This window comes from Pseudomonas sp. MC6, from assembly GCF_054790575.1.
Genome location: NZ_CP186504.1, coordinates 5,786,193 through 5,812,868, shown reverse-complemented (window position 1 = coordinate 5,812,868; position 26,676 = coordinate 5,786,193). Strand labels below are relative to the sequence as shown.

Below are 26,676 nucleotides of genomic sequence, written 5' to 3'. Positions count from 1 at the left end.
ATCTTCTATACCTATAACGATTCGCCTGATGCCCACGACGTTTCATGAGATTCCCCGCAAGCGCCCGACCACGCCCCTGCTCGACCGCGCGAACACGCCGGACGGCCTGCGCCGGTTAGGCGAAGCCGAGCTGGAAACCCTGGCCGATGAGTTGCGCCTGGAATTGCTCTACACGGTCGGTCAGACCGGTGGGCATTTCGGTGCCGGCCTGGGCGTGATCGAGCTGACCATTGCGTTGCATTACGTCTTCGACACGCCAGACGACCGTCTGCTGTGGGACGTCGGGCATCAGGCGTATCCGCACAAGATCCTCACCGGTCGCCGCGAGCGCATGGGCACCCTGCGCCAGAAGGACGGCATCGCCGCTTTCCCGCGTCGCGCCGAGAGCGAGTACGACACTTTTGGCGTCGGCCACTCCAGCACCTCGATCAGCGCAGCGCTGGGCATGGCCATTGCCGCCCGCCTGCAGAACAGTGATCGCAAGGCAATCGCAGTGATCGGCGACGGTGCGTTGACCGCCGGCATGGCTTTCGAGGCGCTGAACCATGCGCCGGAAGTCAACGCCAACATGCTGGTGATCCTCAACGACAACGACATGTCGATCTCGCGCAACGTCGGCGGTCTGTCGAATTATCTGGCGAAAATCCTTTCCAGCCGCACCTACGCAAGCATGCGAGAGGGCAGCAAGAAAGTCCTGTCGCGCCTGCCCGGCGCCTGGGAAATCGCTCGTCGCACCGAAGAATACGCCAAAGGCATGCTGGTTCCCGGCACGCTGTTCGAAGAGCTGGGCTGGAACTACATCGGCCCGATCGACGGCCACGACTTGCCAACGCTGATCGCCACGCTACGTAACATGCGTGATCTGAAAGGCCCGCAGTTCCTGCACATCGTCACCAAGAAAGGCAAAGGCTTCGCCCCGGCGGAAGTCGACCCGATCGGTTACCACGCCATCACCAAACTCGAACCGCTGGACGCTCCGGCCGCCGCGCCAAAGCAGGCCAGCGGGCCGAAATACTCGGCGGTGTTCGGCGAGTGGCTGTGCGACATGGCGGCGGCTGATCCACGTCTGGTCGGGATTACCCCGGCGATGAAGGAAGGCTCGGACCTGGTGGCGTTCAGCGAACGCTTCCCGCTGCGCTATTTCGACGTGGCGATTGCCGAGCAACATGCGGTGACGTTTGCGGCCGGCATGGCCTGCGAAGGCGCGAAACCGGTCGTGGCGATCTACTCGACATTCTTGCAGCGCGGTTATGACCAACTGGTGCATGACGTGGCGGTGCAAAATCTCGATGTGCTGTTCGCCATCGACCGTGCAGGTTTAGTCGGCGAAGACGGCCCGACCCACGCTGGCAGCTTCGATCTGTCGTACCTGCGCTGCATCCCGGGCATGGTCATCATGACCCCGAGCGATGAAAACGAACTGCGCAAGATGCTCACTACCGGCCACCTGTACAACGGCCCGGCGGCAGTGCGTTATCCGCGCGGCAGCGGTCCGAATGCGACCATTGAGAAAGACCTCGAGCCGATCGAAATCGGCAAGGGCATCGTCCGTCGCCAGGGCAGCAAAGTCGCCCTGCTGGTATTTGGTGTGCAACTAACCGAAGCGCTGAAAGTTGCCGAGAAGCTGGATGCCACCGTGGTCGACATGCGTTTCGTCAAACCGCTCGACGAAGAGCTGGTGCGCGAGACTGCCGACAGCCACGAATTGCTGGTGACCATCGAAGAGAACGCGATCATGGGCGGCGCTGGTGGCGCGGTCAGCGAGTTCCTCGCGCGCGAGAACATTCTCAAGTCGATGCTGCATCTGGGCTTGCCGGATATCTACGTTGAGCACGCCAAGCCTGCGCAGATGCTGGCCGAGTGCGGGCTGGATGAGGCCGGGATCGAAGCGTCGATTCGTCAGCGTCTGGCCTTACTCGACAAGTAAACGCAATACTCTTGTGGGAGCGAGCCTGCTCGCGAATGCGGACTGTCAGTCAAATCAGGGCTGACTGATACACCGCATTCGCGAGCAGGCTCGCTCCCACATTTGATTTGAGTACACCTGAAACACCAGTGGAACGTCCATGAAACTCTCGCGCCTCGCCCTGCCCTTCTTTCTGCTGCCAACCGCCAACGCCCTCGCCGACAGCTTCGAGCGTAACCAGGCACTGAAACTGCCGGACATGCTGATCTCAGCCAACCGTCAGGTCGAAGCCCGCAACGACAGCAGCGCCGCCAACACGGTGTTCACCCGCGAAGACATCGACCGCCTGCAACCGAGCGACGTGCCGGACTTGCTGCGTCGCGTGCCGGGCGTGCAAGTGGCGCAGGCCGGCGGGCGCGGCAGTCTGCCGGGAATCTACATTCGCGGCACGCAGTCGGCGCAGAGTCTGGTGCTGGTCGATGGCCAGCGTATCGGCAGTTCGACCTCTGGTGACAGCAACCTGCAGCACCTGAACATAGAGCAGATCGAACGGGTGGAAGTGCTGCGCGGTTCGCGTTCGGTGATTTACGGCAGCGATGCGATTGGCGGGGTGATTCAGATTTTCACTCGACGCGGCACTGAGCAAGGCTTGCAGCCACGGATGCACGTCGGTTTCGGCAGCAACCAGACTTGGGAACGCAGCCTCGGCTTGTCCGGTGGCGATGAGAAAACCCGCTTCAACCTCGGCGCCAGTCTGGATGAAACCGCGGGGATTGACCGTACTCATGAGTCGTACCCGAGCGATGGCGATCACGATGCCTATCGCAACAAATCCGTCAGCCTGAGCCTCAGCCATGCGCTGACCGATGACATCGAAATCGGCGCCAATCTGCTGGATAACCGTGGCAAGGGCGAGTTTGACAACCCGTTCGGTAGATACGACTTCGCGACGGATCAGTCCTACCAGCAGCAGCCCTACAGCGATTTCAACGTCAGCAGCGTCAGCAGTTACATCGATGCGCGGGTCAACGAGATCTGGAAAACCCGCGTCGAGTTCGGCCACACCGAAAACCGCGAAAAGACCCTCGACAAGCTCAGCGACGAACGCACGGTGTTCAACACGTACCGCGATTCGGTGAATTGGCAGAACGACCTGACACTGGACGCGCGCAACAGCCTGATCCTCGGCGGCGACTGGTACGAAGACCGGGTCAACAGCAGCACCGCGTTTGACGAGGACAGCCGCTGGAACCGCGCAGCATTCATCCAGCACCGTTATCAGGCCGACAGCTTCTCCACCGAACTGGGCTTGCGCCACGACGACAACCAGCAATTCGGCAGCCAGAACACCTGGAGCGGCACGTTCACTCTGCCGCTGAATCCGGACAACGACTTGCTGTTGAGTTACAGCGAAGGTTTCCGCGCGCCGACCTTCAACGACCTGTACTACCCGGACTTCAGCAACCCGGATCTGAAACCGGAAACCTCGAAAAGCTACGAGCTGCAATGGCGCAGTCAGTTGACCGACAGCAGTCGCCTGGAAGCGTCGATTTACCGTACCGACCTGGAAGACGCGATCATCTTCGGCAGCAATTCACGCCCGGAGAACGTCGCTTCGGCGCGAATCAACGGCTTTGAAGCAGCGCTGAAGCAGGAACTGTTCGGTTGGCAGAGCAACCTCGGCGTTTCGATCATCGATCCGCGTGATCGTGATAGCGGGCACACTTTGGCGCGTCGCGCACGGCGGACGTTGAGTTGGGATCTGGATCGCCAGTTGGATCAAGTCAGCCTCGGTGCCAGTTGGCAGGCGGTCAGCAGCAGTTATGACGACAAGGACAATACGCAGGCGCTGGGTGGTTATGCGCTGTTCGGCTTGCGCAGCAGTTGGGCGTTGAACCGCGAGATCAAGCTGGATCTGAAAATCGATAACGTTTTCGACAAGGGCTACAGCCGGGCGAATTACAGCTATGACGGCAGGCAGTATGGTTATCGCGAGGAAGGTCGGGTGTGGATGTTTGGGGTGACCTGGACTCCCGAAATCCACTGAAATCCACTGTAGGAGCTGCCGAAGGCTGCGATCTTTTGATCTTGATCTTCGGCGATTCCGACTCAGTCAAACAGCAAAATCAAAAGATCGCAGCCTTCGGCAGCTCCTACAGGGTTACCTGTCAGGCGCGATCAATTGGCAGAGTTTGGCGGTAGCGCTGATCATTTGGCCGCTTGGGCGTTCAAGGCCTTTGTCGGTGATCAGCAACAGATTACCTCGCTTCACCGCCGCCACCTGTGGCCAGGTTTTCCACGCATTCAACTGCGCCTGATCACTCGTCAGAATCACTTCCGGATCTCTCTGCAATACCGCTTCGATGCTGACTTGTGGCGCAGGTAAGGCCAGATCACTGAACACATTCCGCGCCCCGCACACTTCCAGCGCATCGCTGATGACTTGCCCGCCACCGACGGTGTACAGCGGCTTGTCCCAGACCTGATAAAACACCCGCAACGGCACGTCCCGGCGATAGCGCTGGCGCAGTTCTGCGAGTTGTTTACGCAACGCCGCCGCCCGTTTCACCCCACGTTCAGGTCGTCCCAACTGCGCAGCAATGGCTTCAATCTGGGTAGTGAGCTGCTCGAAGGAATGCGGTTCGGCGACGAAGGTCGGGATGCCCAGACGCTTCAACTGATCACGCTGCGCCGGGCCGACGCTGCCGGGCCACAGCAACAACAAATCAGGCTTGAGGCTCAGTAGCTGTTCCATGTCGAGTTGGCCATAGCGGCCGACAGAGGGGACGCTGGCAATTTCAGCCGGCCGCTCACCGGCATCGAGCACACCGACCAACAGATCAGCCGAATCCAGTTCAACGACGATTTCAGAAAGAGACGGCGCGAGGCTGACCACCCGCAGGCTCGCCAGCACCGGAGTCGAGACGGCCAGCAGCAGAACCGCCAGCCACAGACGGCGCATCAGCCGAGTTGACGCGGGATACGGTAGAGATAAAACAGTACCGCCGTGGACAACGCCAGCAGCATCAACGGAACGGCTTCAAGACCGACGAACACTGCCAGTGCGCCGATCCACGCCGGCAAGGCTGCCGCGAGAAAAGCCGCACGACGACGGGCTGCGAGGGCAATCCACGCGGCCGGTTCATCCGGGGTATCGAGGGCTTTTTGCGTGGCGATCAGCGCATGTTTATAGCGCCCGAAAAACTTCAGACTGACAAACATCGACGCGACGCCGGCAATGAAAAACGGCATCGCCAGTACTGGCAGAATCCCTTCGCCCTGACCAAACAGCGCGTTGAGCACGAACAACGGCACCAGCGCCAGCGCGAGGTATTTCCACCAATCGACCGACAATCGGCGCCGCACCTGACCGCGAGTCACGCGCGATCAACCTCGCCCTGATGCTCATTGCCCATCATGTGGTCGAGCTTGCTGGCCTTGGTTGCCAGGTAGAGTTTGTTGTGCGGGTTGTGGCCGGTGTGCAGCGGCACGCGCTCGGCAACGGTAATGCCCATGTCGGTCAAGGCTTTGACCTTGCGCGGGTTGTTGGTCATCAGGCGCAGGGATTTCACGCCCAGGTGCTCCAGCATCGGCAGGCACATGGCGTAGTCGCGCTGGTCAGCAGCAAAGCCCAGACGCTCGTTGGCTTCAACGGTGTCGGCGCCGCCGTCCTGCAGTTCGTAAGCACGGATCTTGTTCAGCAGACCAATACCGCGACCTTCCTGACGCAGGTACAGCAGCACGCCTCGGCCTTCGCGGGCGATGGCTTTAAGCGCGCCTTCCAGTTGCGAACCGCAGTCGCAGCGCTGGCTGAACAAGGCATCGCCCGTCAGGCATTCGGAGTGCAACCGGCCGAGTACCGGGGCACCGTCGGCAATTTCACCCAGGCTCAGTACGACGTGCTCGCGGCCGGTGGCTTCATCGAGAAAACCGTGCATGGTGAATTGCGCAAAAGGTGTTGGCAGCTTGGAAGCGGCGACAAAGACGACAGGCACCGGTGTGCTCCTGATCTAAAGAGTCTGAAAATTCGCAGGCCGGCATTGTAACAGCAGGTTCCTGCACACGCTTAGGCTGAATTATCGGGCATAACGATCAAAAAGTTTGATAACAACCCGGTCGACATGGATCCCTGTAGGAGCTGTCGAGTGAAACGAGGCTGCGATCTTTTGATCTGGTTTTTGAATCAAGATCAAAAGATCGCAGCGTGCCGCAGCTCCTACAGGGGATTCGTCGCGCCCGTAGTGAAGGGATAGGGCTGCTTCCACTTCTCGAAGATTGGCTTCAACTCGCCGCTCTTCATCAGTTGCTCCATACGCTGGTCATACAGCGCCATCAGCGCTCGCGCCTGTGGAGTGTCGGCAAAGCCGAGAAACAGCGGCAGCTCGGCCAAGTGTGAATGGCGATACTGCGCTGGATCGGCTGCGGTTTTCACCACCGCTTCAATCTCGGTCAGCGCATCGATGTAGTAATCCGCCCGCCCCTGCTTGAGCATCGACAAAATACCGGTACGCCGTTGGATCGGGTTGTAACGCTTGATATTCGGCAGGTAGTTTTCGTAACGATAACCGCGCACCCAGGCCAGACGATATTTGCCCAGCGTCGCCAGGGTCGGCACCGGATTGCTTGCCAGACCCAGCGCATAAATATGGTCGGAATCGAAATTCCAGTGCGGATACAGCACCTGATCGGCTTCGTCGCGGTAGGAGCCAACCAGCGCGTCAACCTCCTTCAACTGCACCAGCCCGACCGAACGGGTGTAAGGCACGCTGCGGATATCCAGCTTGACCCCGGCCGGTTCGAACACTTTGCGCAACACGTCCCAACCGAGGCCATGGCCATCGGCGGCGGTGTAGTCTTCCCAGTCTTCGCTGGCCAGATGGATGACCGCCGGCGTCGGCGCAACTTCCTGCGCACCGGCCACGGTACTCAGCAAAGCCAAAACCACTAACGCCAACCAGCGTCGAGCCATCCCTCGTCCCCTCACTTGACCCCGATATCCCTTGGAATCAGGCGAAAACCCACACCAGACCCTGCATCGCCAGCCAGGCAAACACACCGGCCAGCACGTCATCGAGCATGATCCCGACGCCGCCATGCACATGCCGGTCGATCCAGCGAATCGGCCATGGCTTGAGAATGTCGAAGAAGCGGAACACCAGAAAACCCGCGAGCAACCAGTACCAGCCTTCCGGTACCAGCCACAGGGTGATCCACATCCCGACCATTTCGTCCCAGACGATGCCTTCGTGGTCGTGTACCCGTAGATCGTCGGCGACCTTGCCGCACAGCCAGAAGCCGAACAGCATGGTGATCCCGAGCATCAGCCAGTACCCCCAGTCGGGCAGCATCTGCCACAACGGAATAAAGGGTAGCGCAACTAACGAACCCCACGTGCCCGGGGCTTTCGGCAGGGTGCCGGAACCAAAACCGAACGCGAGGAAATGCCAGGGATTGCGCCAGACCGACGGCGGAACGAATTCGGCCGGAACCTGTTTCGGGTGATCTGTCACGGTGTCTCCTGAAAATGTTGATAACCGCGGATTTGCGGGGTGATGTCGTGCCCTTCACGGTCCAGCAGGACCACGCCCTGACCTTCTGAAACACGACCGATCACGTGAATCGGCCAGCCATTGGCCAGCAGCACCGGCAACTCGACGGACGGCAGGGTGAACGCCAGCACGTAATCATCGCCACCGCTCAGCGCTGCACGCTCGGCGCCACGCTGACCGAGAAACGCCACTAAAGCATCCGACAGCGGTACGCGCTCGCGTTCAATCTCAAGTCGCACCTTCGATGCCAGTGCGATGTGGCCACAGTCGGCGAGCAGGCCGTCGGAGATGTCCAGCGCCGACGTGGCTTTGCCACGCAGGGCCTGGCCGAGGGCGAGTTGCGGTTGTGGCGACCAGTAATGATCGAGCAGCGGTTGGGCGATATGAGGTTCGGCGTCACGCTGACGCAACACCAGCGGCAGAGCGCCGGCGGCATTGCCCAGCTCACCGCCGACACAGAGCAAATCGCACGGTTGCGCACCGCTGCGGGTCAGCGCCTGACCCGCCGGCACTCGACCAAACACAGTCACCGTCAGACTCAACGGCCCGCGCGTGGTATCGCCGCCGACCAGCGCGACGCCGCAACTCTGCGCCATACGGTTCAAACCGTGGGCATAGGCTTGCAGCCAATCGGCAGTCACCGTCGGTACAGTCAGGGCAAGGGTAAAGGCAACGGGCGTGGCGCCCATGGCGGCCAGATCGCTGACCGCGACGGCCAGCGAGCGCTGACCGAGCAGAAACGGATCGCAGGGGTCGGCGAAATGCACACCGGCCACCAGCGTATCGGTAGAGATCGCCAACTGTTCCCCGGGGGGAACAGCAAGCAAGGCGCAATCGTCGCCGATCCCCAGAGCAACGCCTTCGCCGCCCTGCGCACAGGGCGCGGCGGCGAAGAAATTGCGGATCAGCTCGAATTCGCCCATTGAGGTTTCAAGCGCGTTTCAGCGCTTGAACGCCTTCACTTCAGCTTCACGCAGGCGCGGGGCCAGCTTGTCGAGCACGCCGTTGACGAACTTGTGACCGTCGGTGGAACCGTAGACTTTCGCCAGTTCGATCCCTTCGTTGATCACAACGCGGTACGGCACGTCGACACGCTTGAGCAGTTCCCAGGTCGACAGGCGCAGTACGCACAGTTCAACCGGGTCCAGCTCTTCGATGGTCAGGTCCAGGCACGGCGCCAACGCAGTGTCGATCTCGGTCAGACTGGCCGGAACACCGTGCAGGATGTCGTGGAAGTAGCTGGCATCGGCGAAGGTGAAATCGTTATCGACGCGGAACTGCGCTTCGATTTCGTTCAGCGAAGTACTGGCCATGTGGCGCTGGTACAACGCTTGCGTCGCCAACTGACGGGCAGCGCGGCGCTTTTCACTTTTCGAAGGCTTGCCGGCGTCAGTTGGACGCGGTTCGCGCGGGTTGAAACGATCGCTTTCGTCGCTAATCACTTGGCCTCCAACTGTGCCAGCAGGCTGACCATTTCCAGTGCGGACAGGGCAGCTTCGGCACCTTTGTTACCGGCCTTGGTGCCGGAACGTTCGATGGCTTGCTCGATGGAATCAACGGTCAGGACGCCGAAAGCGACCGGCACGCCGAACTCCATGGAGACCTGGGCCAGGCCCTTGGTGCACTCGCCTGCCACGTATTCGAAGTGCGGAGTACCGCCACGAATGACCGCGCCCAGTGCAATGATTGCAGCGAACTCGCCTTTCTGGGCGACTTTCTGCGCAACCAGCGGGATTTCGAAGGCGCCAGGTGCGCGGATGATGGTGATGTCGCTTTCGCTCACGCCGTGGCGAACCAGGGCATCAACTGCACCGCTGACCAGGCTTTCAACCACGAAGCTGTTGAAGCGGCCCACTACCAAAGCGTAGCGGCCTTTAGGGGCGATGAAGGTACCTTCGATGGTCTTCAGGGTCATTCGTCAGTTCTCTTAAAGAGCCGGGACGCGTCTGCTACGCGTCCCTCAGTGATTTATTTGCCGCGAATTCGGGTCCGGAAACAACCGGTCATTATTCGGAGGGCACGTATTCTACAACTTCCAGATCGAAACCGGATATCGCATTAAATTTCATTGGTGCAGACATCAGGCGCATTTTGCGTACACCGAGGTCACGCAGGATCTGCGAACCGGCACCGACGATGCTGTAAGTCGTCGGTTTTTTCGGCGCGGCCTGATCACCGGTTTCACGGATGTGCGCCAGCAACACGTCGCCATCGAGCGGGTGACCGAGCAACAGCACCACACCGCTGCCCGCCTCGGCAACCGCCGCCATGGCGGCGCGCAGGCTCCAGCGGCCGGGTTGTTTGACCATCAGCAAGTCACGCAGCGGATCCATATTGTGCACGCGAACCAGCGTTGGCTCTTCGGCGCAAACAGTGCCCAGGGTCAGCGCCATGTGCACGTCGCCTTCCACGGAATCACGATAGGTCACCAGGTTGAATTGGCCCAGTTCGCTGTCCAGCGGCTGCTCGGCAATCCGCTGAACGGTACGTTCGTGGATCATCCGGTAGTGAATCAGGTCGGCAATGGTGCCGATCTTGATGTTGTGCTCAGCGGCGAACGCTTCCAGCTCAGCGCGACGGGACATGGTGCCGTCGTCGTTCATCACTTCGCAGATCACCCCGCTCGGCTCGAAACCGGCCATGCGCGCGAGGTCGCAAGCGGCTTCGGTGTGACCGGCGCGAGCGAGGGTGCCGCCGGCCTGAGCCATCAACGGAAAGATGTGGCCCGGGCTGACGATGTCTTCAGCCTTGGCGTCTTTGGCGGCAGCCGCTTGCACAGTGCGCGCACGGTCGGCGGCGGAGATACCGGTTGTTACGCCTTCGGCCGCTTCGATCGAGACGGTGAACTTGGTGCCGAAGCCGGAACCGTTGCGCGGCGCCATCAGCGGCAGCTTCAACAGTTCGCAGCGCTCGCGGCTCATCGGCATGCAGATCAGGCCACGGGCGTGCTTGGCCATGAAGTTGATGTGCTCGGCCTGGCAGCATTCGGCGGCCATGATCAGGTCGCCTTCGTTCTCGCGGTCTTCGTCATCCATGAGGATGACCATCTTGCCTTGGCGGATGTCTTCAACCAGTTCTTCGATGCTATTGAGCGCCACAAGGCACCCCCTTCAGTCAGGATTTGAGATAGCCATTGGCGGCCAGAAAGCTTTCAGTAATGCCGCCAGCGCTCGGCTCTGCCGCCTTGTCACCGAGCAGGAGACGCTCCAGATAACGCGCCAGCAAATCGACTTCCAGATTCACCCGGCGACCTGGCTTGTAGGACGCCATGATGGTTTCGCTCAGGGTGTGCGGAATGATCGTCAGCATGAATTCGGCGCCATCGACTTCGTTCACGGTCAGGCTGGTGCCGTCGACGGTGATCGAGCCTTTATGGGCGATGTACTTGGCCAGTTCCTTCGGCGCGCGAATGCGAAATTCCACGGCGCGGGCATTGTCGCTGCGCGAGACGATTTCGCCGACACCGTCGACGTGGCCGCTGACCAGGTGCCCGCCGAGACGGGTGGTCGGGGTCAGGGCTTTTTCCAGATTGACCGGGCTGCCGCTTTTCAGGTCGTTCATGGCGGTGCAGTCGAGGGTTTCACGGCTGACGTCGGCGGCAAAGCCGTCGCCCGGCAGCTCAACAGCGGTGAGGCAGACGCCGTTGACCGCGATGCTGTCGCCGAGTTTGACGTCGCTCAGGTCGAGCTTGCCGGTGGCGACGTGGACCCGCACATCACCGCCCTTTGGGGTCAATGCGCGGATACTGCCGATGGATTCGATGATGCCGGTAAACATGGGGTTCTCCTTGAGAACTGGGCCAGCGCTAACGCGATGGCCGGGAATTATACGCTCGCCGAACGGACAGGGATGGCAGTGACTCGCCAGTCATCGCCGACCGCACGAATTTCAGTGATTTTCAGCTCCGGCGCATCCTTCATATGGGCCAGCGGCCAGTCCAGCAATGGACGCGCCGTGGAACCGAGAAACTTGCCGGCGATGAAGATCACGAATTCGTCGACCAGACCGAGCTGAGCAAAGGCGCCGGCCAAGCGTGGGCCGGCCTCGACCAGCACTTCGTTGGTGCCACGGTTGGCCAGTTCGATGAGTAATTGATGCAGATCGACCTGACCATCGTCACCCGGCACGATCAGGCACTCGGGGCCGTGAGCGTATTGCTCTTCGATCGCGACGCAGGTGGCGACCAACGCTGGGCCTGCCTTGAAGAACGGCGCATCCAGCGGCACCCGCAGGCGGCCGTCGATCAACACGCGCAGTGGCGGACGGCTCATGGCCAATGCGGTTTGTTCGGCATCCAGACCCAACTCATCGGCCCGCACAGTCAAACGCGCTCCATCGGCCAGCACGGTGTCGGCGCCGGTCAGGACCACGGCGGCCTGGGCGCGCAAACGCTGGACGGCCGAACGTGCGGCCGGGCCGGTGATCCATTGGCTCTCGCCATTTTCCATCGCCGTGCGACCATCGAGGCTCATGGCCAATTTGACCCGCACGAACGGCAAGCCGTGTTCCATGCGTTTTAGAAAACCTTGGTTGAGCTTGCGCGCTTCAGCTTCGAGCACACCACTTTCAGTGGCGATACCGGCATCGGCCAGACGCTGCAAACCACGACCGGCGACTTGCGGATTCGGATCGCGCATCGCCGCTACGACTCGGGCGACACCGGCATTCACCAGCGCATCGGCGCACGGCGGCGTACGCCCGTGGTGGCTGCACGGTTCTAAAGTCACGTAAGCGGTGGCCCCACGGGCCAGCTCACCGGCGGCGCGCAGGGCATGGACTTCAGCGTGCGGTTCGCCGGCGCGTTCATGCCAGCCTTCGCCGACAATCTGCCCGTCACGTACCACCACACAGCCAACCCGTGGATTGGGGTGGGTGGTGTAGTGGCCTTTGCGCGCCAGTTCCAGCGCACGCGCCATGAAGTGAGCGTCGAGGATGGCCTGCTCGGCGACGGTGGTCATTCTTTCACCGGTTCGCGAGCGAGGCGGTCGATTTCTTCGCGGAATTCGTTGAGATCCTGGAAGCGCTTGTATACCGAAGCGAAACGGATGTAGGCGACTTCATCAAGCTTTTGCAGCTCGGCCATGACCAGTTCGCCGACCACAAGGGATTTGACCTCGCGTTCGCCGGTGGCGCGCAGCTTGTGCTTGATGTGAACCAGAGAGGATTCGAGGCGCTCGACGCTCACCGGACGTTTCTCCAGCGCGCGTTGCATGCCGGCGCGGAGTTTTTCTTCGTCGAACGGTTGGCGGCTGCCGTCGGTTTTGATCAGGCGCGGCAACACCAGTTCGGCCGTCTCGAACGTCGTGAAACGCTCGCCGCAGGCCAGGCATTCACGCCGGCGGCGCACCTGTTCGCCCTCGGCGACCAGACGCGAGTCGATGACCTTGGTGTCGTTGGCACCGCAGAAGGGACAGTGCATGGTGGCTGGCAACAAAAAAAGGGAGGGCCATGGTAGCGCATCCCGGTGGCAAGACAAGCCATAGGCTTTGCGGTATACAGAACGGCATGATCGTTTGATCCATGGATTTCATTTTGCCGGAGCATCCAATGCCGTTACGTCCGCTCATTTTGCTCAGTCTTTTCAGCCTGCTGGTGGCCTGTGGCAGCGATGCACCCAAGCCCCAGCCGCCAACGCCAGGCCCGGCGCCGCAGCAAGCGCAGAAAAAAGCCAAGGAAGCCGCCGAGCTTGGCCCGCTGCCGGCCTATCAACGCGAACTGAGCGGCACCCTGCAAGGCGTGCCTGCCGGCGCCGAAGTCGAACTGGCGCTGCTGGTGATAGATGAAAAGGATCGCCCGCAACAGTTGCTCGCCAGTTCCAGCCTGATCGGCAATAACCAGATCCTGCCGTTCCGCCTGCGTTTCAACCCGGACGCATTTCCCGCCGGTGCGCGGGTTGAATTGCGTGGCCGCGCCAGCCAGTCCGGCCAGTTGATCCTGCACCTGCCGTCGCAAACCATCACCCAGCCGACCACTCAGGCGCTGGGCCAGCTGCAATTTGTCAAAGCACCATGACTGCACCGCTCGACCTGCAACAGGCGTTAGGTGAATTGCTCGGCGACGCCAGACTCAAGGTCTGTGCGTTGCCAGACGTTGATTTACAGCTATGGCTGATCGATGGCGACAACATGGATCGCCAATTCAGTCAGGAAGAAATTCAGCGAATTCTGCACGAGCCACCGTACTGGGGTTTCTGCTGGGCCAGCGGTCTGGCGGTGGCGCGCTATCTGGTGGAGTTTCCCGAGTGGGTGCGCGGCAAACGCGTGCTGGATTTTGGCGCCGGTTCCGGGATTGCCGGGATCGCGGCGGTGAAGGCCGGCGCGCTGGAAGTGGTGGCGTGCGATCTCGATCCGCTGGCGATTGCCGCGTGTCGGGCGAATGCCGAGCTGAATGATGTGCAGATGAGTTATTCGACGGATTTCTTTGCCGAGGCGGATCGCTTTGATCTGATTCTGGTGGCGGATGTGTTGTATGACCGGGCGAATCTGCCGTTGCTCGATGCGTTTTTGAGCCGTGGAAGAGAGGCGCTGGTGGCGGATTCGCGGGTTCGGGATTTTCACCATCCGTTGTATGAGCGCATCGAGATGCTTGAGGCGATGACGTTGCCGGATCTGGCTGAGCCGGAAGAGTTTCGGCATGTCAGCCTTTACCATGCGCGGCGTGATTGAAATCGTTAAAAGATCGCAGCCTTCGGCAACTCCTACAGGTGCAATGCGTGTCCGCGTGTAGGAGCTGCCGAAGGCTGCGATCTTTTGCGCCACCGCTTATAGTGCGTTCATTAACGTATTGACGAGATCCCCCATGAGTGAGCAAACGCCGTACATCTTCGACGCCACGACGGCCGATTTCGACCAGTCGGTGATCGAGGCTTCTTTCAACAAACCGGTGCTGGTGGACTTCTGGGCCGAATGGTGTGCGCCGTGCAAGGCGCTGATGCCGATGCTGCAAGGGATTGCCGAGAGCTATCAGGGCGAGTTGCTGCTGGCCAAGGTCAACTGCGACATCGAGCAGGACATCGTCGCCCGTTTCGGCATTCGCAGCCTGCCGACCGTAGTGCTGTTCAAGGACGGTCAACCGGTCGACGGTTTTGCCGGCGCACAACCGGAATCCGCCGTGCGCGCTCTGCTTGAACCGCACGTGCAGATGCCACCACCGGCCGCAGCCGATCCGTTCGAGCAGGCTCAGGCGTTGTTCGATGACGGCCGTTACGCCGACGCCGAAGCGGCGCTGGTGGTGATGCTCACTGAAGACAACACTAACGCCAAGGCGCTGATTCTCTACGCGCGTTGCCTGACCGAACGTGGCGAACTGGACGAAGCGCAAACCGTGCTCGACGCAGTCAAAAGCGATGAGCACAAGGCTGCACTGGCCGGGGCCAAGGCACAGATAAAGTTCCTCGGACTTGCTCGTGATCTGCCGGACGCCGCCGATCTGAAAGCACGCCTGGCGAAAGATCCGCAAGACGATGAGGCGGTGTATCAACTGGCGATTCAGCAACTCGCTCGCCAGCAGTATGAAGCGGCGCTGGATGCACTACTGAAGCTGTTCATCCGCAACCGCAGCTACAGCGAAGGCCTGCCGCACAAAACCTTGCTGCAGGTGTTCGAGCTGCTGGGCAATGATCACCCGCTGGTGACGGTGTACCGCCGCAAGATGTTTGCTGCGCTTTATTAAGATCAAAAGATCGCAGCCTGCGGCAGCTCCTACATTGGGATCGTGTACCCCTTGGAGCTGCCGCAGGCTGCGATCTTTTGCAACTCACTCGATCCAGCTGTAGAGCGGCGTATCCCCGCCGCTCACCACTTTCACGTCCGCACTATGGCGCAGGCGCACCAGCAAGCGCTTGCCTGCCACCGCGCTGCCGGTCAGCCCTTCCAGTTGATCAAGCAGATCCGGACCGCTGAGCTGCCCAGCCTTGCGCAAAAGGTCCTTGGCCAACTGCCACAAGGCATCGTCCTGATTCAGCGGTTTCGCTGCCGGAGCTGACGCGAGCGCTTCAGATTGCGCAAGCGGCGCCTGCCCATTCAGCGCCGAACCGAGCTTCGCCCAGTCGCCTTCATCCAGTTCCACCGTCAAGTCCACCGGCACGTCGCCGACGGTTCCGCGTATCCGCAACATTGAGTTCGCTCCCGCACTTTTCTGACCTGCATGCTCCCACGGGACTTGTGCAACGCCAAGCGCACGGGCAAACTCTGCGCACTTTCGTTATAAGATTACATAACAAACTCTTCACTTTACTTCCCGGAGACCGCCATGCGTCGTCTGCTGCTCGCTTTGCCGTTTGCCCTGTTGCCGCTGGCCATCGCCCATGCGGCTGATGAGCATGACCACGATCACGACCATGAACACGGCAGCCTCGGCGCGCATGAACATGGCGTGGGTCGCCTGAACGCTGCGCTCGACGGCCAGACCCTGGAGCTGGAGCTGGAAAGCCCGGCGATGAACCTCGTGGGTTTCGAACACATTGCGACCACGGATGCCGATAAAGCCAAAGTCGCTGCCGCCCGCGCGCAACTGGAAAAACCCTTGGCCCTGTTCAGCCTGCCTGCTGCTGCCGGTTGCAAAGTGGTCAGTCAGGAACTGGAAAGCCCGTTGTTCGGCGACAAGCCGGATGCCGATGACCATGACGACGATGAAGCGGACAAGGACGGTCACGAGCATCACCACGACCATAGCGAAATCCACGCGCACTATCAGTTCAACTGCGCCACACCGGGTGCGTTGAAGACTCTGGATCTGGCGAACGTCTTCAATACCTTCCCGGCGACGCAGAAAATTCAGGTACAACTGATCAGCGCCAGCGGCCAGCAAGGTACCGAAGTGACGGCCAAGGCTGCCGCCCTGAAATTCTGATCACACCGAAAAGTCCCCTGTGATCAACCGCGTTCCAATGTAGGAGCTGCCGAAGGCTGCGATCTTTTGATCTTGCTTTCAAGAAGATCAGGATCAAAAGATCGCAGCCTTCGGCAGCTCCTACAGGGGGTTCTGTTTACAACTTTGAAACTGGTGCCATGACCCAAGCACTCATCGAACTGTCCGACCTGGGCTTCAACTGGCCCGGTCACCCGCCGTTGCTGGACATCCCGGCGTTTCGTCTGGAAGCCGGCGAAAGCCTGTTCCTCAAAGGCCCCAGCGGCAGTGGCAAGACCACCCTGCTCGGTCTGCTCGGCGGCGTGCAGAAGCCCGGTCGCGGCAGCATTCGTCTGCTTGGCCAGGAACTCACCGAACTCTCCGCGGGCGCTCGCGACACTTTTCGCGTCGACCACACTGGCTACATTTTCCAGCAGTTCAACTTGCTGCCATTCCTCTCGGTGCGCGAGAACGTTGAACTGCCGTGTCACTTTTCCAAGCTGCGCGCGCAACGGGCGAAACAGCGTCACGGCAGCGTCGACCAAGCCGCTGCCACCCTCCTCTCCCACTTGGGCCTGAAGGATGAAAGCATCCTCAGTCGTCGTGCTGATTCACTGTCGATCGGCCAACAGCAACGGGTTGCCGCCGCACGCGCATTGATCGGCCAACCCGAGCTGGTGATCGCCGACGAACCGACTTCGGCACTGGATTACGACGCCCGGGAAAACTTCATTCGCCTGCTGTTCGCCGAATGCCGCGAGGCCGGATCGAGTCTGCTGTTCGTCAGCCATGACCAGAGCCTGGCGCCACTGTTCGACCGTCACCTGTCCCTGGCCGAACTCAATCGCGCCGCCACGTCTGCCGAGGTCTGAGATGTATCTGTTTCGTCTGGCCATGACCAGCCTGGCCAACCGCCGCTTTACTGCTCTGCTCACCGCATTTGCGATCGCTCTGTCGGTCTGTTTGCTGCTTGCCGTTGAACGGGTGCGCACCGAAGCCAAAGCCAGTTTCGCCAGCACCATCAGCGGCACTGACCTGATCGTCGGCGCGCGCTCCGGCTCGGTGAATCTGCTGCTGTACTCGGTATTCCGCATCGGCAACGCGACCAACAATATTCGCTGGGACAGCTTTGAACACTTCGCCAGCAATCCGAAAGTGAAGTGGGCGATCCCGATGTCCCTCGGCGACTCCCATCGCGGCTACCGGGTGATGGGTACCACTGAAGCCTATTTCGAGCATTACCAGTACGGTCGCCAGCAACACCTGGCACTGGCCGATGGTCGCGCGTTTGCAACCGATCCGTTTGAAGTGGTGCTGGGTGCCGAGGTCGCGGATGCGCTGCATTACAAACTCGGCGACCAACTGGTGCTGGTCCACGGCGTGGCGGCGATCAGTCTGGTCAAGCACGACGACAAACCGTTCACCGTGGTCGGTATTCTCAAGCGCACCGGCACCCCGGTCGATCGCACGCTGCACATCAGCCTCGGTGGTATGGAGGCAATTCACATCGACTGGCACAACGGTGTGCCGGCACGCGGCAATGGCCGGATCAGCGCCGATCAGGCACGCAACATGGACCTGACGCCGCAAGCGATCACCGCGTTCATGCTCGGCCTCAACAGCAAGATTTCCACCTTTGCGCTGCAACGCGAGATCAACGAATTCCGTGGCGAACCGATGCTGGCGATTCTGCCGGGCGTGGCGTTGCAGGAGTTGTGGAGTCTGATGAGCACCGCCGAAAAAGCGCTGTTCGTGGTCTCGTTGTTCGTGGTGCTGACCGGGTTGATCGGCATGCTCACGGCGATTCTCACCAGCCTCAACGAACGGCGCCGCGAGATGGCGATTCTGCGCTCAGTCGGGGCGCGACCGTGGCATATCGCGAGCCTGTTGGTGCTCGAGGCGTTCGCCCTGGCGCTGACCGGGGTGATTGCCGGGGTAGCTCTTTTGTACATCGGCATCGCTGCAGCGCAAGGTTACGTGCAGGCCAATTACGGTTTGTATCTGCCGCTGGCATGGCCGAGCGAGTATGAATGGACGCTGCTCGGTGGCATTCTGGCCGCCGCGCTGCTGATGGGCAGCGTGCCGGCTTGGCGCGCTTATCGCCAATCCCTGGCCGATGGCCTGTCGATCCGTTTATGAGGATGTTCACCATGCCCCGCGCTGCACTCGCGCTGCTGTTGTTGATCGCCCTGCCCGTGTGGGCAGCGGCGCCGAAAGACCTGACGTGGTCGGAAATGATCCCGCCGGACGCCGCGCCGGAAGTGCCGAACATGACCCCGCTGCATGACATGTCGAAGATGAGCGACGCGCTCTCCGCTGAATCCGCGCCTGCGGCGAAGCAGGACCTGCCGAATGCGCCGGTGGTGAAGGCACTCGACGGTCAGAATATTCGTTTGCCGGGCTACATCGTGCCGCTGGAAGTCAATGAAGAGGGGCGCACCACCGACTTCTTGCTGGTGCCGTATTTCGGCGCGTGCATCCATGTGCCGCCTCCGCCGTCGAACCAGATCGTGCATGTGAAAAGCGAGTTGGGCGTGAAGCTTGATGAGCTGTATCAGCCGTACTGGGTCGAGGGGCCGTTGCAGGTCAAAGCGTCGAGCAGCGAACTGGCGGATGCCGGGTATCAGATGGATGCCGACAAGATTTATGTGTATGAGCTGCCGGAGTGAATCCGGCGGTTTTGTGCTGCTTGATCCATCGTCTTCGCGAGCAGGCTCGCTCCCACAGGTGATCACATTCCAGGGTGGGAGCGAGCTTGCTCGCGAAGGGGCCCGCAAAGGTTCCGCAAAAGTCTGCCCCTTCACTGTTTCATTGAGCTGAGTCAAAAGACCGTATCAGTTGGCTTCGTACCATAGGACATCGAACATTTTTAACGTCCTTTCGGAGCCCCCATGAACAAGTCCTTGCTCAGCGTTTCGCTGTTTGCCCTCGCGCTCGCAGCCCCGCTCGCCCATGCCCACGAAGCCGGTGACATCCTCATTCGTGCCGGTGCGATCACCGTCAACCCGAAGGCCGACAGCTCCAGCGTCAAGGTCGATCAGGGCCCGTTGAGCGGCACCAATCTGGGCGGCAAGGCGACCATGAGCAGCGACACCCAACTGGGTCTGAACTTCGCCTACATGCTCACTGATCACGTCGGCCTCGAACTGCTCGCGGCAACGCCGTTCGAGCATGACGTCAAGCTCAAAGGCACTGCCCTGCCAGCGGCCAATGGCAAGCTCGGCACCCTGAAACACTTGCCGCCAACTCTCAGCGTTGTGTACTACCCGCTGGATTCGAAGTCGCCGTTCCAGCCGTATGTCGGTGGCGGTATCAACTACACTTGGATCTATGACGAACACGTCGGCAGCGAAGCCAGCGCCAACGGTTTCAGCAACTTCAAGGCGAAAAACTCCTGGGGTCTGGCTTGGCAGGTCGGTGCTGACTACATGCTGACCGACAACATCATGCTCAACGCCCAAGTGCGTTACATCGACATCGACACCCGCGCCACCGTCGAGAACAACGCCGTTGCACCAGGCACTCGCGCACGGGTCAACGTCGATGTGGATCCGTTCATCTACATGGTTGGCTTGGGCTATAAGTTCTAAGTCGAGTTATCGAACGTTCACGTGGTGGTGAATGAGGCTTGGTGGCGAGCAGGCATAGAACTGACGGCGACCGTACGCAGTTGATCGGGGGATAACATTCCCTCGCCACAGGAGTAGCGACATATTCCGGCCGTGAAAAAGGCGCCTGTCAAAGGGCGCCTTTTTCATGTCCGCTGGAAACCTGTGGCGTGAGTTGAATCTCCCCCCTCACCCCAGCCCTCTCCCTCAGGGAGAGGGGGAAAGGGAGCCGATTTGTGTGCTTTTCAAATACGAGTTCGACTCGATATTTCAGGTCGGTGCATTTCTCACAAACGCTACAGTCAGTCCCCTCTCCCTCTGGGAGAGGGCTAGGGTGAGGGGCTCTTTTCAGGAGCGCCCCAACAACCGCGCCAACCCCACACTCATCGGTGTCTGCTGCGGCAGCTTGAAGCGCTCCAGCAAACGAGCGTTGTTCGCCCGCGAATGCCGGATGTCACCGGAGCGCGCCGGGCCGTAGCTGACGGGCGGCAGTTCGCCGACCACCGCTTGCAATGCTTCAAGCATTTGCTTGAGGCTCATCGCCTGATTCCAGCCGACGTTCACCGGGCCGACTTCCACCTCAGGCTTTTCGATCGCCTGCACCAGCAGATCTACCAGATCCTCGACGTACAGGAAATCACGCGTCTGCTCACCATCACCGAACACCGTAATTGGCAGACCTTTCTGCGCGCGTTCGCTGAAGATGCTGATCACCCCGGAGTACGGCGAGGACGGATCCTGGCGCGGGCCGAAGATGTTGAAGAAGCGGAAAATCACCGGCTCCAGGCCATGCTGGCGGCGATAGAAGTCGAAATAGTGTTCGCCCGCCAGTTTGTCCGAGGCGTAAGGCGTCAGCGGGGCTTTGGGCGTGTCCTCATCTATCGACTCGCCCTCACCATTGTTCCCGTACACCGCTGCGCTTGAGGCATACACCACACGCTTGACCCCGGCCAGACGCATGGCTTCGCAGACGTTCAGCGTGCCGATGAAATTGCTCTGGTGAGTTTTCACCGGATCATCCACCGAGGCCTGCACCGAAGCCACGGCTGCCAGGTGAGCGACCGCACTGCAGCCTTGCATCGCCTTGGCCACCAGCGCCGCATCAGCGACGTCACCAACAATCAGTTCAACCTGTGGATTGTCCAGCGGCAGGTTGCTGCGTTTACCCGTCGACAAGTCGTCGAGGATGCGCACCGAATGCCCCTTGGCGAGCAAGGCATCGGTCAGGTGCGAGCCAATGAAGCCGGCTCCGCCGGTGATTAAAACAGTCCCTTCAGCCATGACGGTAGAACCTATCCAGTAAGCCCGGGAGTGCGGCACGCCAGGCGCGCGGCTTGATCCCGAAAGTGTGCAGAATTTTCTTGCAGGCCAGCACCGCGTGTTGCGGCTCTTCGGCAGCGTCCGGCCGCGCGGCGTGAGCCTGAGCGGTCGGCGCTTCGATCGCCAGCGCATGCAGGCTTCGTGCTTCAGTGAGAATCGCCTGGCCCAGTGCCAGCGGTGTGGTCGCTTCGTGGCCGGCGTAGTGGTAAGTGCCCCACAGCGGCGCGGCGCAATCGAGTTGCTTGAGTACCGAAATGATCACTCGCGCGGCATCATCGACTGGCGTGGGGTTGCCACGACGGTCATCGGCCAGGAGCAATTCCTCAGGTTGTTCGGCCCGTGCGAGGAAGCGCCCGAGCGTGCCATCGGGACTGTCATCGAGCAGCCAGCCGAACCGCAGCAGGACATGCTGCGGGCAAGTGGCGCGAACGCTTTGTTCGATGCGCCACAACGCCTGACCGCGCAGGCCGAGGGGCACCGGTTCGTCTTTTTCGCTGTACGCCGTGGCACGCGAACCATCGAACACCCGATAACTGGAGGGCTGGACGAGGACGATATTGTGGTGCTGGCACAGTTCGGCCAGACGCTCGATCGCCCGCTCCTGCCCGGCCATGCGGCTTTCGCTGACGGTTTCGGCCTGGAACCAGTCGAAATAGTAGGCGAGGTTGATCAACGCATCGGGACGGGTGTCGTCGAGCAGTTGCGTCAGGCTCGCGGCATCCCAGCCGTGTTCGGGCGGGCGGGGGGCGAGGAAACCGATGTCTTCCTCCGCACCGAGGCGAATCAGCGCCTGCCCAAGGGCATTTCCGCCGCCCAGTAACATAAGGCGCATTCGCATAGAGTCAGCAGGCCCAGTCTGATTGGAACGATGGCTTTAGCGACGGATCTCGTGGAACCGTCGTCGATAATTACCGGAATCGTTGCATTTTGCGGGTTTAGTGCGCAACCGTCATCCGTAAAGTGCAGATCGCCGGGATTTGTGTCGTCCCGACCGGCCCCTTCGCGAGCAGGCTCGCTCCCACATGGGATTTTGCGGTGCACAAAAATCCACTGTGGGAGCGAGCCTGCTCGCGAAGAGGTCCGGCCAGACGCTGAAGATCTCAGCGGTACTTGCATCTTCTCCCCAGCGCCCGCATAACTTAAGCCATGAATCTGCCCATCCCCACGGACGCGGCCCTGGCAGGCTTTCACCCCGCCGTCAGCGCCTGGTTCAGCAAAACCTTCCCGACGGTCACCGCCGCCCAGGCCCGCGCATGGCCATTGATCCGCCAGCGCCGCTCGACGCTGATCGCCGCCCCCACCGGCTCGGGCAAAACCCTCACCGCGTTTCTCGCTGTGCTCGACGACCTCGTGCACCGTGGCCTGGAAAATCCCGACGGCCTGCCCGATGAAACGCTGGTGGTCTATGTCTCGCCACTGAAGGCGCTGTCCAACGACATCCGCATCAACCTGCAAAACCCGCTGGCCGGAATTACCGGGCAACTACGGCAGATGAATCTGCCCGAACTGGAAATCACCACCGCCGTGCGCACCGGTGACACCCCGCAGAAAGAACGCGCGGCCATGCGCAAGTCGGCGCCGCACATTCTGGTGACCACGCCGGAATCACTCTATGTGCTGCTCGGATCCGAATCCGGGCGAAAAATGCTCGGCACCACGCGCACGGTGATCATCGATGAAATCCACGCGATGGCCGCCGGCAAGCGCGGCAGTCATCTGGCGCTGAGCCTTGAACGCCTGCAAGCGCTGTGCGCCGAACCGCTGACCCGCATCGGCCTCTCCGCCACCCAGAAACCGGTTGAAGCCGTAGCGCAATTCCTCGTCGGCCATGATCGCCCCTGCGAAATCATCGACATCGGCCACGCCCGGCCACGGGATCTTGGCATCGAAGTGCCGCCCGTGCCGTTGTCGGCCGTCATGACCAATGATGTCTGGGAATTGGTCTACGACCGCCTCGCCGAACTGGCCCGTGAGCACCGCACCACGCTGATTTTCGTCAACACCCGGCGACTGGCCGAGCGCCTCAGCCGGCACCTCAGCGAACGCCTCGGCAAGCACGCGGTGGCGGCGCACCACGGCAGTCTGGCCAAGGAGTTTCGCCTCGACGCCGAACAACGCCTCAAGCGCGGCGAACTGCAGGTGTTGATCGCCACCGCCTCGCTGGAATTGGGCATCGACATCGGCGAAGTCGATCTGGTCTGTCAGATCGCTTCACCGCGCTCCATTGCCGGATTTTTGCAACGGGTCGGTCGTTCCGGTCACCAGGTGGGCGGCACGCCCAAGGGTCGCCTGTTTGCCACCACCCGCGACGACCTGATCGAATGCACCGCCCTGCTCGACAGCGTGCGCCGCGGCGAACTCGATACCCTGCACATCCCGGTCGCGCCGCTGGACGTGCTGGCGCAGCAGATCATCGCCGAAGTCAGCTGTCAGGAATGGTCGGAGGACGCCTTGCTGGCGATGTTCCGCCAAGCCTCGCCCTACCGCGATCTCGACGAAAAACACTATCAAGCGCTGCTGAGCATGCTCGCCGAAGGCTACAACGGTCGCCAAGGCATCCGCAGCGCCTACCTGCACCGCGACGCCGTCAGCCGCACCTTGCGTGGCCGCCGTGGTGCGAAACTCGCTGCCGTGACCAGCGGCGGCACCATCCCCGACAACGCCGATTACAGCGTGATGCTTGAGCCGCAAGGCTTGAACATCGGCAGCGTCAACGAAGACTTCGCGGTGGAAAGCATTGCCGGCGATGTGTTTCAGCTCGGCAATACCTCCTACCGCATCCTGCGCGTGGAAACCGGCAAGGTACGGGTCGAAGATGCCCACGGCCAGCCGCCGACCATTCCATTCTGGCTCGGCGAAGCACCGGGGCGCAGCGATGAACTGTCGGCTGCCGTGGCGCGTCTGCAAGCGCAGCTCGACGAACTGCTCGGCGCCAGCCCCGGCGACCTGCAACCGGCGCTCGACTGGCTGATCGACACCCTCGGCCTCAACCGCGCCAGCGCCGAACAACTGGTCGAATACCTCGCCCGTGCCCGGCAAACTCTCGGCGCCCTGCCCTCGCAGGACACGCTGCTGATGGAGCGCTTTTTCGACGAGTCCGGCGGCACGCAATTGATCATCCATTCGCCGTTCGGCAGCCGCATCAACCGCGCCTGGGGTCTGGCCTTGCGCAAGCGGTTCTGCCGCACCTTCAACTTCGAATTGCAGGCTGCCGCCAGCGAGGACGCCATCGTGCTGTCCCTGTCCACCAGCCACAGTTTTGAACTCGATGACATCTGGCGCTACCTGCACAGCAACAGCGCCGAGCACATTTTGATCCAAGCGGTACTCGATGCGCCGCTGTTCGGCGTGCGCTGGCGCTGGAACGCCGGGGTAGCACTGGCGTTGCCGCGCTTCACCGGTGGGCGCAAAGTCGCCCCGCAGTTACAACGGATGAAAAGCGAGGACCTGATCGCCAGCGTGTTTCCCGACCAGATTGCCTGCCTGGAGAACCTCGCCGGTGAACGCGAAATTCCCGAGCACCCGTTGATCGAGCAAACCCTCGACGATTGCCTGCATGAGGCGATGGACAGCGAAGGCTGGCTCAATCTGCTGCGGCGAATGGAGCGTGGCGAGGTGCGTTTGATCAGCCGTGATTTACCGGCGCCCTCACCGCTCGCGGCAGAAATTCTCAGTGCGCGGCCGTACACCTTCCTCGACGATGCTCCGCTGGAAGAGCGTCGCACCCAAGCGGTGATCAACCGGCGCTGGAGCGATCCGCAATCGACCGATGATCTCGGTGCACTGGATGCCGACGCGATTGCCGCCGTGCGCGAAGAAGCCTGGCCGACGCCGAATGCTGTGGATGAAATGCATGAGGCGCTGATGAGCCTGGCGTGCATCAGCGAGGCTGAAGTGCAAGCGAACGAAGGCTGGCGTGCATGGCTGGAAACCTTGGCGAGCAGCGGGCGCGCCTGCCGTTTGCAGATCGACGCCGAGCATTGCTTGTGGCTGCCTCGCGAACGCCTGACTTGCCTGCAAGCACTTTATCCACAGGCTAGATTGCAACCCGAACTGGAGGCGTTACCGGGATTTGATGAAACCTGGACATTCGATGAGGCGGTGATCGAAGTGCTCCGCGCCCGTCTCGGTGCCTTCGGCCCGTTACCCATAACCGCAATTGCCGAACCTCTTGCGCTGCCAACCACTCAAGTAGCTCAAGCCCTCGCTCAACTGGAACGCGAAGGTTACGTGCTGCGTGGTCAGTTCACGCCCGGATTGGGGGTAGAAGAATGGTGCGAACGGCACCTGCTCGCGCGTATTCATCGCTACACGGTCAAGCGCCTGCGCCGGGAAATCGAACCGGTAGCGCTGCAGGATTTCATGCGTTTCCTGTTCGACTGGCAGCATCTGTCGCCCGCGACGCGCGGTCAGGGCAGTGCCGTGTTGCCGGCAATTGTCGGCCAGTTCGAAGGCTACGCAGCGGCCGCTTCGGCGTGGGACAGCGACATTCTCCCGGCGCGTTTGAAGGACTATTCGCCGAGCTGGCTGGATGAGTTGTGCCGCAACGGCAAACTGGTGTGGACGCGCCTCAGTGCCCGGCAGAAAGTCAGCGGCACGGCGTTGCGCAGCACGCCGATTGTATTGCTGCCGCGCAGTCAGGTCGGCTTATGGAGTGCGCTGGCGGAACAGACGCCGGTGAATGAACTGTCGCCGAAAACCCATAAGGTCTTTGAGGCCTTGAGCCAGCACGGCGCGTTGTTTTTCGATGAGCTGATCCATGAAGCGCACCTGCTGCGCACCGAACTGGAAATCGCCTTACAGGAACTGGTCGGCGCCGGCCTGGTGAACGCCGACAGCTTCGCCGGCCTGCGCGCGCTGATTACCCCGGCGAGCAAGCGCCAGCAGCACAGCAGTCGGCGTGGGCGTGGGGCGTTTATCGGTGGGATGGATGATGCCGGGCGCTGGGCCTTGCTGCGGCGCGGGGCGGCTGTGGATAACAACGAAACCCTTGAACATGTCGCGATGACACTGTTGCGGCGTTACGGCGTGGTGTTCTGGCGTTTGCTGGAGCGTGAGGCGGACTGGTTGCCGAGTTGGCGCGAGTTGCTGCGCACGTTTCATCGGCTGGAAGCGCGCGGCGAGATTCGCGGCGGGCGGTTTGTCAGTGGTTTGGCGGGGGAACAGTTTGCCTTGCCCGAGGCGATTCCGTTGTTGCGCGAAGTTCGACGGCGACCGCATGACGGCAGTCTGGTCGCGGTGTGCGGGGTAGATCCGCTGAACCTGGCCGGGACGTTGTTGCCGGGGGTAAAAGTGCCGGCGTTGGTGAGTAATCGGTTGGTGTATCGCGATGGTTTGCCGGCGGCGGCGGAGATTGCCGGCAAGACGCAGTTCTGGCTGGAGCTGGATCCGATCGCTATGGAGCAGGTGCGCGGCAAATTGATCCGGCATTGAGGGTGTTTGCGCT

Annotated in this window: 26 protein-coding genes; 11 read left to right on the top strand and 15 right to left on the bottom strand. The window is 61.2% G+C overall.

Annotated features, from left to right (window positions below; genetic code table 11):
* Positions 1-28 precede the first annotated feature (28 nt).
* Both dxs and ACOYXE_RS26105 read left to right on the top strand, forming a co-directional pair.
* The gene (gene dxs, locus ACOYXE_RS26110) at positions 29-1,927 is read left to right on the top strand and encodes a 1-deoxy-D-xylulose-5-phosphate synthase (RefSeq protein ID WP_460926840.1); all 1,899 of its coding nucleotides are present in this window, start codon (positions 29-31) and stop codon (positions 1,925-1,927) included.
* A 139-nt stretch (positions 1,928-2,066) separates the two neighbouring features.
* Positions 2,067-3,953, top strand: coding sequence for a TonB-dependent receptor domain-containing protein (locus ACOYXE_RS26105; protein WP_405122792.1), 1,887 nt, complete (start codon positions 2,067-2,069; stop codon positions 3,951-3,953).
* Between the two features lie 114 nt (positions 3,954-4,067).
* Here ACOYXE_RS26105 and ACOYXE_RS26100 read toward each other — a convergent pair whose 3' ends face one another.
* The 12 genes from ACOYXE_RS26100 to nrdR all read right to left on the bottom strand — a co-directional run bounded on the left by ACOYXE_RS26100 (position 4,068) and on the right by nrdR (position 12,874).
* Positions 4,068-4,868 (bottom strand): cobalamin-binding protein, encoded by an 801-nt coding sequence (locus ACOYXE_RS26100; protein ID WP_160059591.1) that lies wholly within the window; start codon positions 4,866-4,868, stop codon positions 4,068-4,070.
* Positions 4,868-5,287, bottom strand: a complete 420-nt coding sequence (locus tag ACOYXE_RS26095) for an MFS transporter (protein ID WP_122661425.1) — start codon at positions 5,285-5,287, stop codon at positions 4,868-4,870. The genes ACOYXE_RS26100 and ACOYXE_RS26095 overlap by 1 nt, the downstream gene beginning before the upstream one ends.
* On the bottom strand, positions 5,284-5,901 hold the full coding sequence (ribA, locus tag ACOYXE_RS26090; protein WP_016984117.1) for a GTP cyclohydrolase II: 618 nt from the start codon (positions 5,899-5,901) through the stop codon (positions 5,284-5,286). The genes ACOYXE_RS26095 and ribA overlap by 4 nt, the downstream gene beginning before the upstream one ends.
* A 221-nt stretch (positions 5,902-6,122) precedes the next feature.
* Positions 6,123-6,875 carry a substrate-binding periplasmic protein gene (locus ACOYXE_RS26085; protein WP_160059593.1) on the bottom strand — a complete coding sequence of 251 codons (753 nt, stop codon included), beginning with the start codon at positions 6,873-6,875 and terminating at the stop codon, positions 6,123-6,125.
* Positions 6,876-6,912: 37 nt separating this feature from the next.
* Entirely contained in the window at positions 6,913-7,416 is a 504-nt protein-coding gene (locus tag ACOYXE_RS26080) for a phosphatidylglycerophosphatase A family protein (RefSeq protein WP_011336134.1), read from the bottom strand.
* Positions 7,413-8,378: a thiamine-phosphate kinase gene (gene thiL / locus ACOYXE_RS26075; RefSeq protein ID WP_460926839.1), complete on the bottom strand. Its 966-nt coding sequence runs from the start codon at positions 8,376-8,378 to the stop codon at positions 7,413-7,415. Before thiL ends, ACOYXE_RS26080 begins: the two co-directional genes overlap by 4 nt.
* An 18-nt stretch (positions 8,379-8,396) precedes the next feature.
* Entirely contained in the window at positions 8,397-8,897 is a 501-nt protein-coding gene (nusB, locus tag ACOYXE_RS26070) for a transcription antitermination factor NusB (RefSeq protein ID WP_034153728.1), read from the bottom strand.
* Entirely contained in the window at positions 8,894-9,370 is a 477-nt protein-coding gene (gene ribH / locus ACOYXE_RS26065; protein ID WP_003228649.1) for a 6,7-dimethyl-8-ribityllumazine synthase, read from the bottom strand. The genes nusB and ribH overlap by 4 nt, the downstream gene beginning before the upstream one ends.
* Positions 9,371-9,461: 91 nt before the next feature.
* Positions 9,462-10,553 (bottom strand): bifunctional 3,4-dihydroxy-2-butanone-4-phosphate synthase/GTP cyclohydrolase II, encoded by a 1,092-nt coding sequence (ribBA, locus tag ACOYXE_RS26060; protein WP_034153727.1) that lies wholly within the window; start codon positions 10,551-10,553, stop codon positions 9,462-9,464.
* A gap of 16 nt (positions 10,554-10,569) precedes the next feature.
* Entirely contained in the window at positions 10,570-11,232 is a 663-nt protein-coding gene (locus ACOYXE_RS26055; protein WP_150694725.1) for a riboflavin synthase, read from the bottom strand.
* Positions 11,233-11,279: 47 nt separating this feature from the next.
* Positions 11,280-12,413, bottom strand: a complete 1,134-nt coding sequence (gene ribD / locus ACOYXE_RS26050) for a bifunctional diaminohydroxyphosphoribosylaminopyrimidine deaminase/5-amino-6-(5-phosphoribosylamino)uracil reductase RibD (protein WP_460926838.1) — start codon at positions 12,411-12,413, stop codon at positions 11,280-11,282.
* The gene (gene nrdR / locus ACOYXE_RS26045; RefSeq protein ID WP_007910946.1) at positions 12,410-12,874 is read right to left on the bottom strand and encodes a transcriptional regulator NrdR; all 465 of its coding nucleotides are present in this window, start codon (positions 12,872-12,874) and stop codon (positions 12,410-12,412) included. The genes ribD and nrdR overlap by 4 nt, the downstream gene beginning before the upstream one ends.
* Positions 12,875-13,002: 128 nt before the next feature.
* Here nrdR and ACOYXE_RS26040 point away from each other — a divergent pair, with 128 nt between their 5' ends.
* From ACOYXE_RS26040 to trxA, 3 genes are all read left to right on the top strand, one after another.
* Positions 13,003-13,467 carry a YbaY family lipoprotein gene (locus tag ACOYXE_RS26040; protein ID WP_460926837.1) on the top strand — a complete coding sequence of 155 codons (465 nt, stop codon included), beginning with the start codon at positions 13,003-13,005 and terminating at the stop codon, positions 13,465-13,467.
* On the top strand, positions 13,464-14,120 hold the full coding sequence (locus ACOYXE_RS26035; RefSeq protein ID WP_460926836.1) for a class I SAM-dependent methyltransferase: 657 nt from the start codon (positions 13,464-13,466) through the stop codon (positions 14,118-14,120). The genes ACOYXE_RS26040 and ACOYXE_RS26035 overlap by 4 nt, the downstream gene beginning before the upstream one ends.
* Positions 14,121-14,253: 133 nt before the next feature.
* Positions 14,254-15,126 (top strand): thioredoxin, encoded by an 873-nt coding sequence (gene trxA, locus ACOYXE_RS26030; RefSeq protein WP_160059597.1) that lies wholly within the window; start codon positions 14,254-14,256, stop codon positions 15,124-15,126.
* Positions 15,127-15,210: 84 nt separating this feature from the next.
* On the opposite strand, the gene ACOYXE_RS26025 is transcribed toward trxA, so the two are convergent.
* On the bottom strand, positions 15,211-15,570 hold the full coding sequence (locus tag ACOYXE_RS26025) for a hypothetical protein (RefSeq protein ID WP_160059598.1): 360 nt from the start codon (positions 15,568-15,570) through the stop codon (positions 15,211-15,213).
* Between the two features lie 135 nt (positions 15,571-15,705).
* Here ACOYXE_RS26025 and ACOYXE_RS26020 point away from each other — a divergent pair, with 135 nt between their 5' ends.
* The 5 genes from ACOYXE_RS26020 (at position 15,706) to ACOYXE_RS26000 (ending at position 19,892) form a co-directional block, all read left to right on the top strand.
* On the top strand, positions 15,706-16,305 hold the full coding sequence (locus tag ACOYXE_RS26020; protein WP_405122788.1) for a DUF2796 domain-containing protein: 600 nt from the start codon (positions 15,706-15,708) through the stop codon (positions 16,303-16,305).
* 158 nt (positions 16,306-16,463) lie between these two features.
* The gene (locus tag ACOYXE_RS26015) at positions 16,464-17,174 is read left to right on the top strand and encodes an ABC transporter ATP-binding protein (RefSeq protein WP_460926835.1); all 711 of its coding nucleotides are present in this window, start codon (positions 16,464-16,466) and stop codon (positions 17,172-17,174) included.
* 1 nt (position 17,175) lies between these two features.
* Positions 17,176-18,441, top strand: coding sequence for an ABC transporter permease (locus ACOYXE_RS26010; protein WP_460926834.1), 1,266 nt, complete (start codon positions 17,176-17,178; stop codon positions 18,439-18,441).
* An 11-nt stretch (positions 18,442-18,452) separates the two neighbouring features.
* Positions 18,453-18,971, top strand: a complete 519-nt coding sequence (locus ACOYXE_RS26005; RefSeq protein WP_095122223.1) for a DUF3299 domain-containing protein — start codon at positions 18,453-18,455, stop codon at positions 18,969-18,971.
* 222 nt (positions 18,972-19,193) lie between these two features.
* The gene (locus ACOYXE_RS26000; protein ID WP_460926833.1) at positions 19,194-19,892 is read left to right on the top strand and encodes an OmpW/AlkL family protein; all 699 of its coding nucleotides are present in this window, start codon (positions 19,194-19,196) and stop codon (positions 19,890-19,892) included.
* A 366-nt stretch (positions 19,893-20,258) separates the two neighbouring features.
* Here ACOYXE_RS26000 and ACOYXE_RS25995 read toward each other — a convergent pair whose 3' ends face one another.
* Both ACOYXE_RS25995 and ACOYXE_RS25990 read right to left on the bottom strand, forming a co-directional pair.
* Positions 20,259-21,191, bottom strand: a complete 933-nt coding sequence (locus ACOYXE_RS25995; RefSeq protein WP_160059602.1) for an NAD-dependent epimerase/dehydratase family protein — start codon at positions 21,189-21,191, stop codon at positions 20,259-20,261.
* Positions 21,184-22,068: a sugar nucleotide-binding protein gene (locus tag ACOYXE_RS25990; RefSeq protein WP_160059603.1), complete on the bottom strand. Its 885-nt coding sequence runs from the start codon at positions 22,066-22,068 to the stop codon at positions 21,184-21,186. Before ACOYXE_RS25990 ends, ACOYXE_RS25995 begins: the two co-directional genes overlap by 8 nt.
* A gap of 308 nt (positions 22,069-22,376) precedes the next feature.
* On the opposite strand from ACOYXE_RS25990, the gene ACOYXE_RS25985 reads away from it, so the two are divergent.
* Positions 22,377-26,663 (top strand): DEAD/DEAH box helicase, encoded by a 4,287-nt coding sequence (locus ACOYXE_RS25985; RefSeq protein WP_460926832.1) that lies wholly within the window; start codon positions 22,377-22,379, stop codon positions 26,661-26,663.
* Positions 26,664-26,676: the final 13 nt, after the last annotated feature.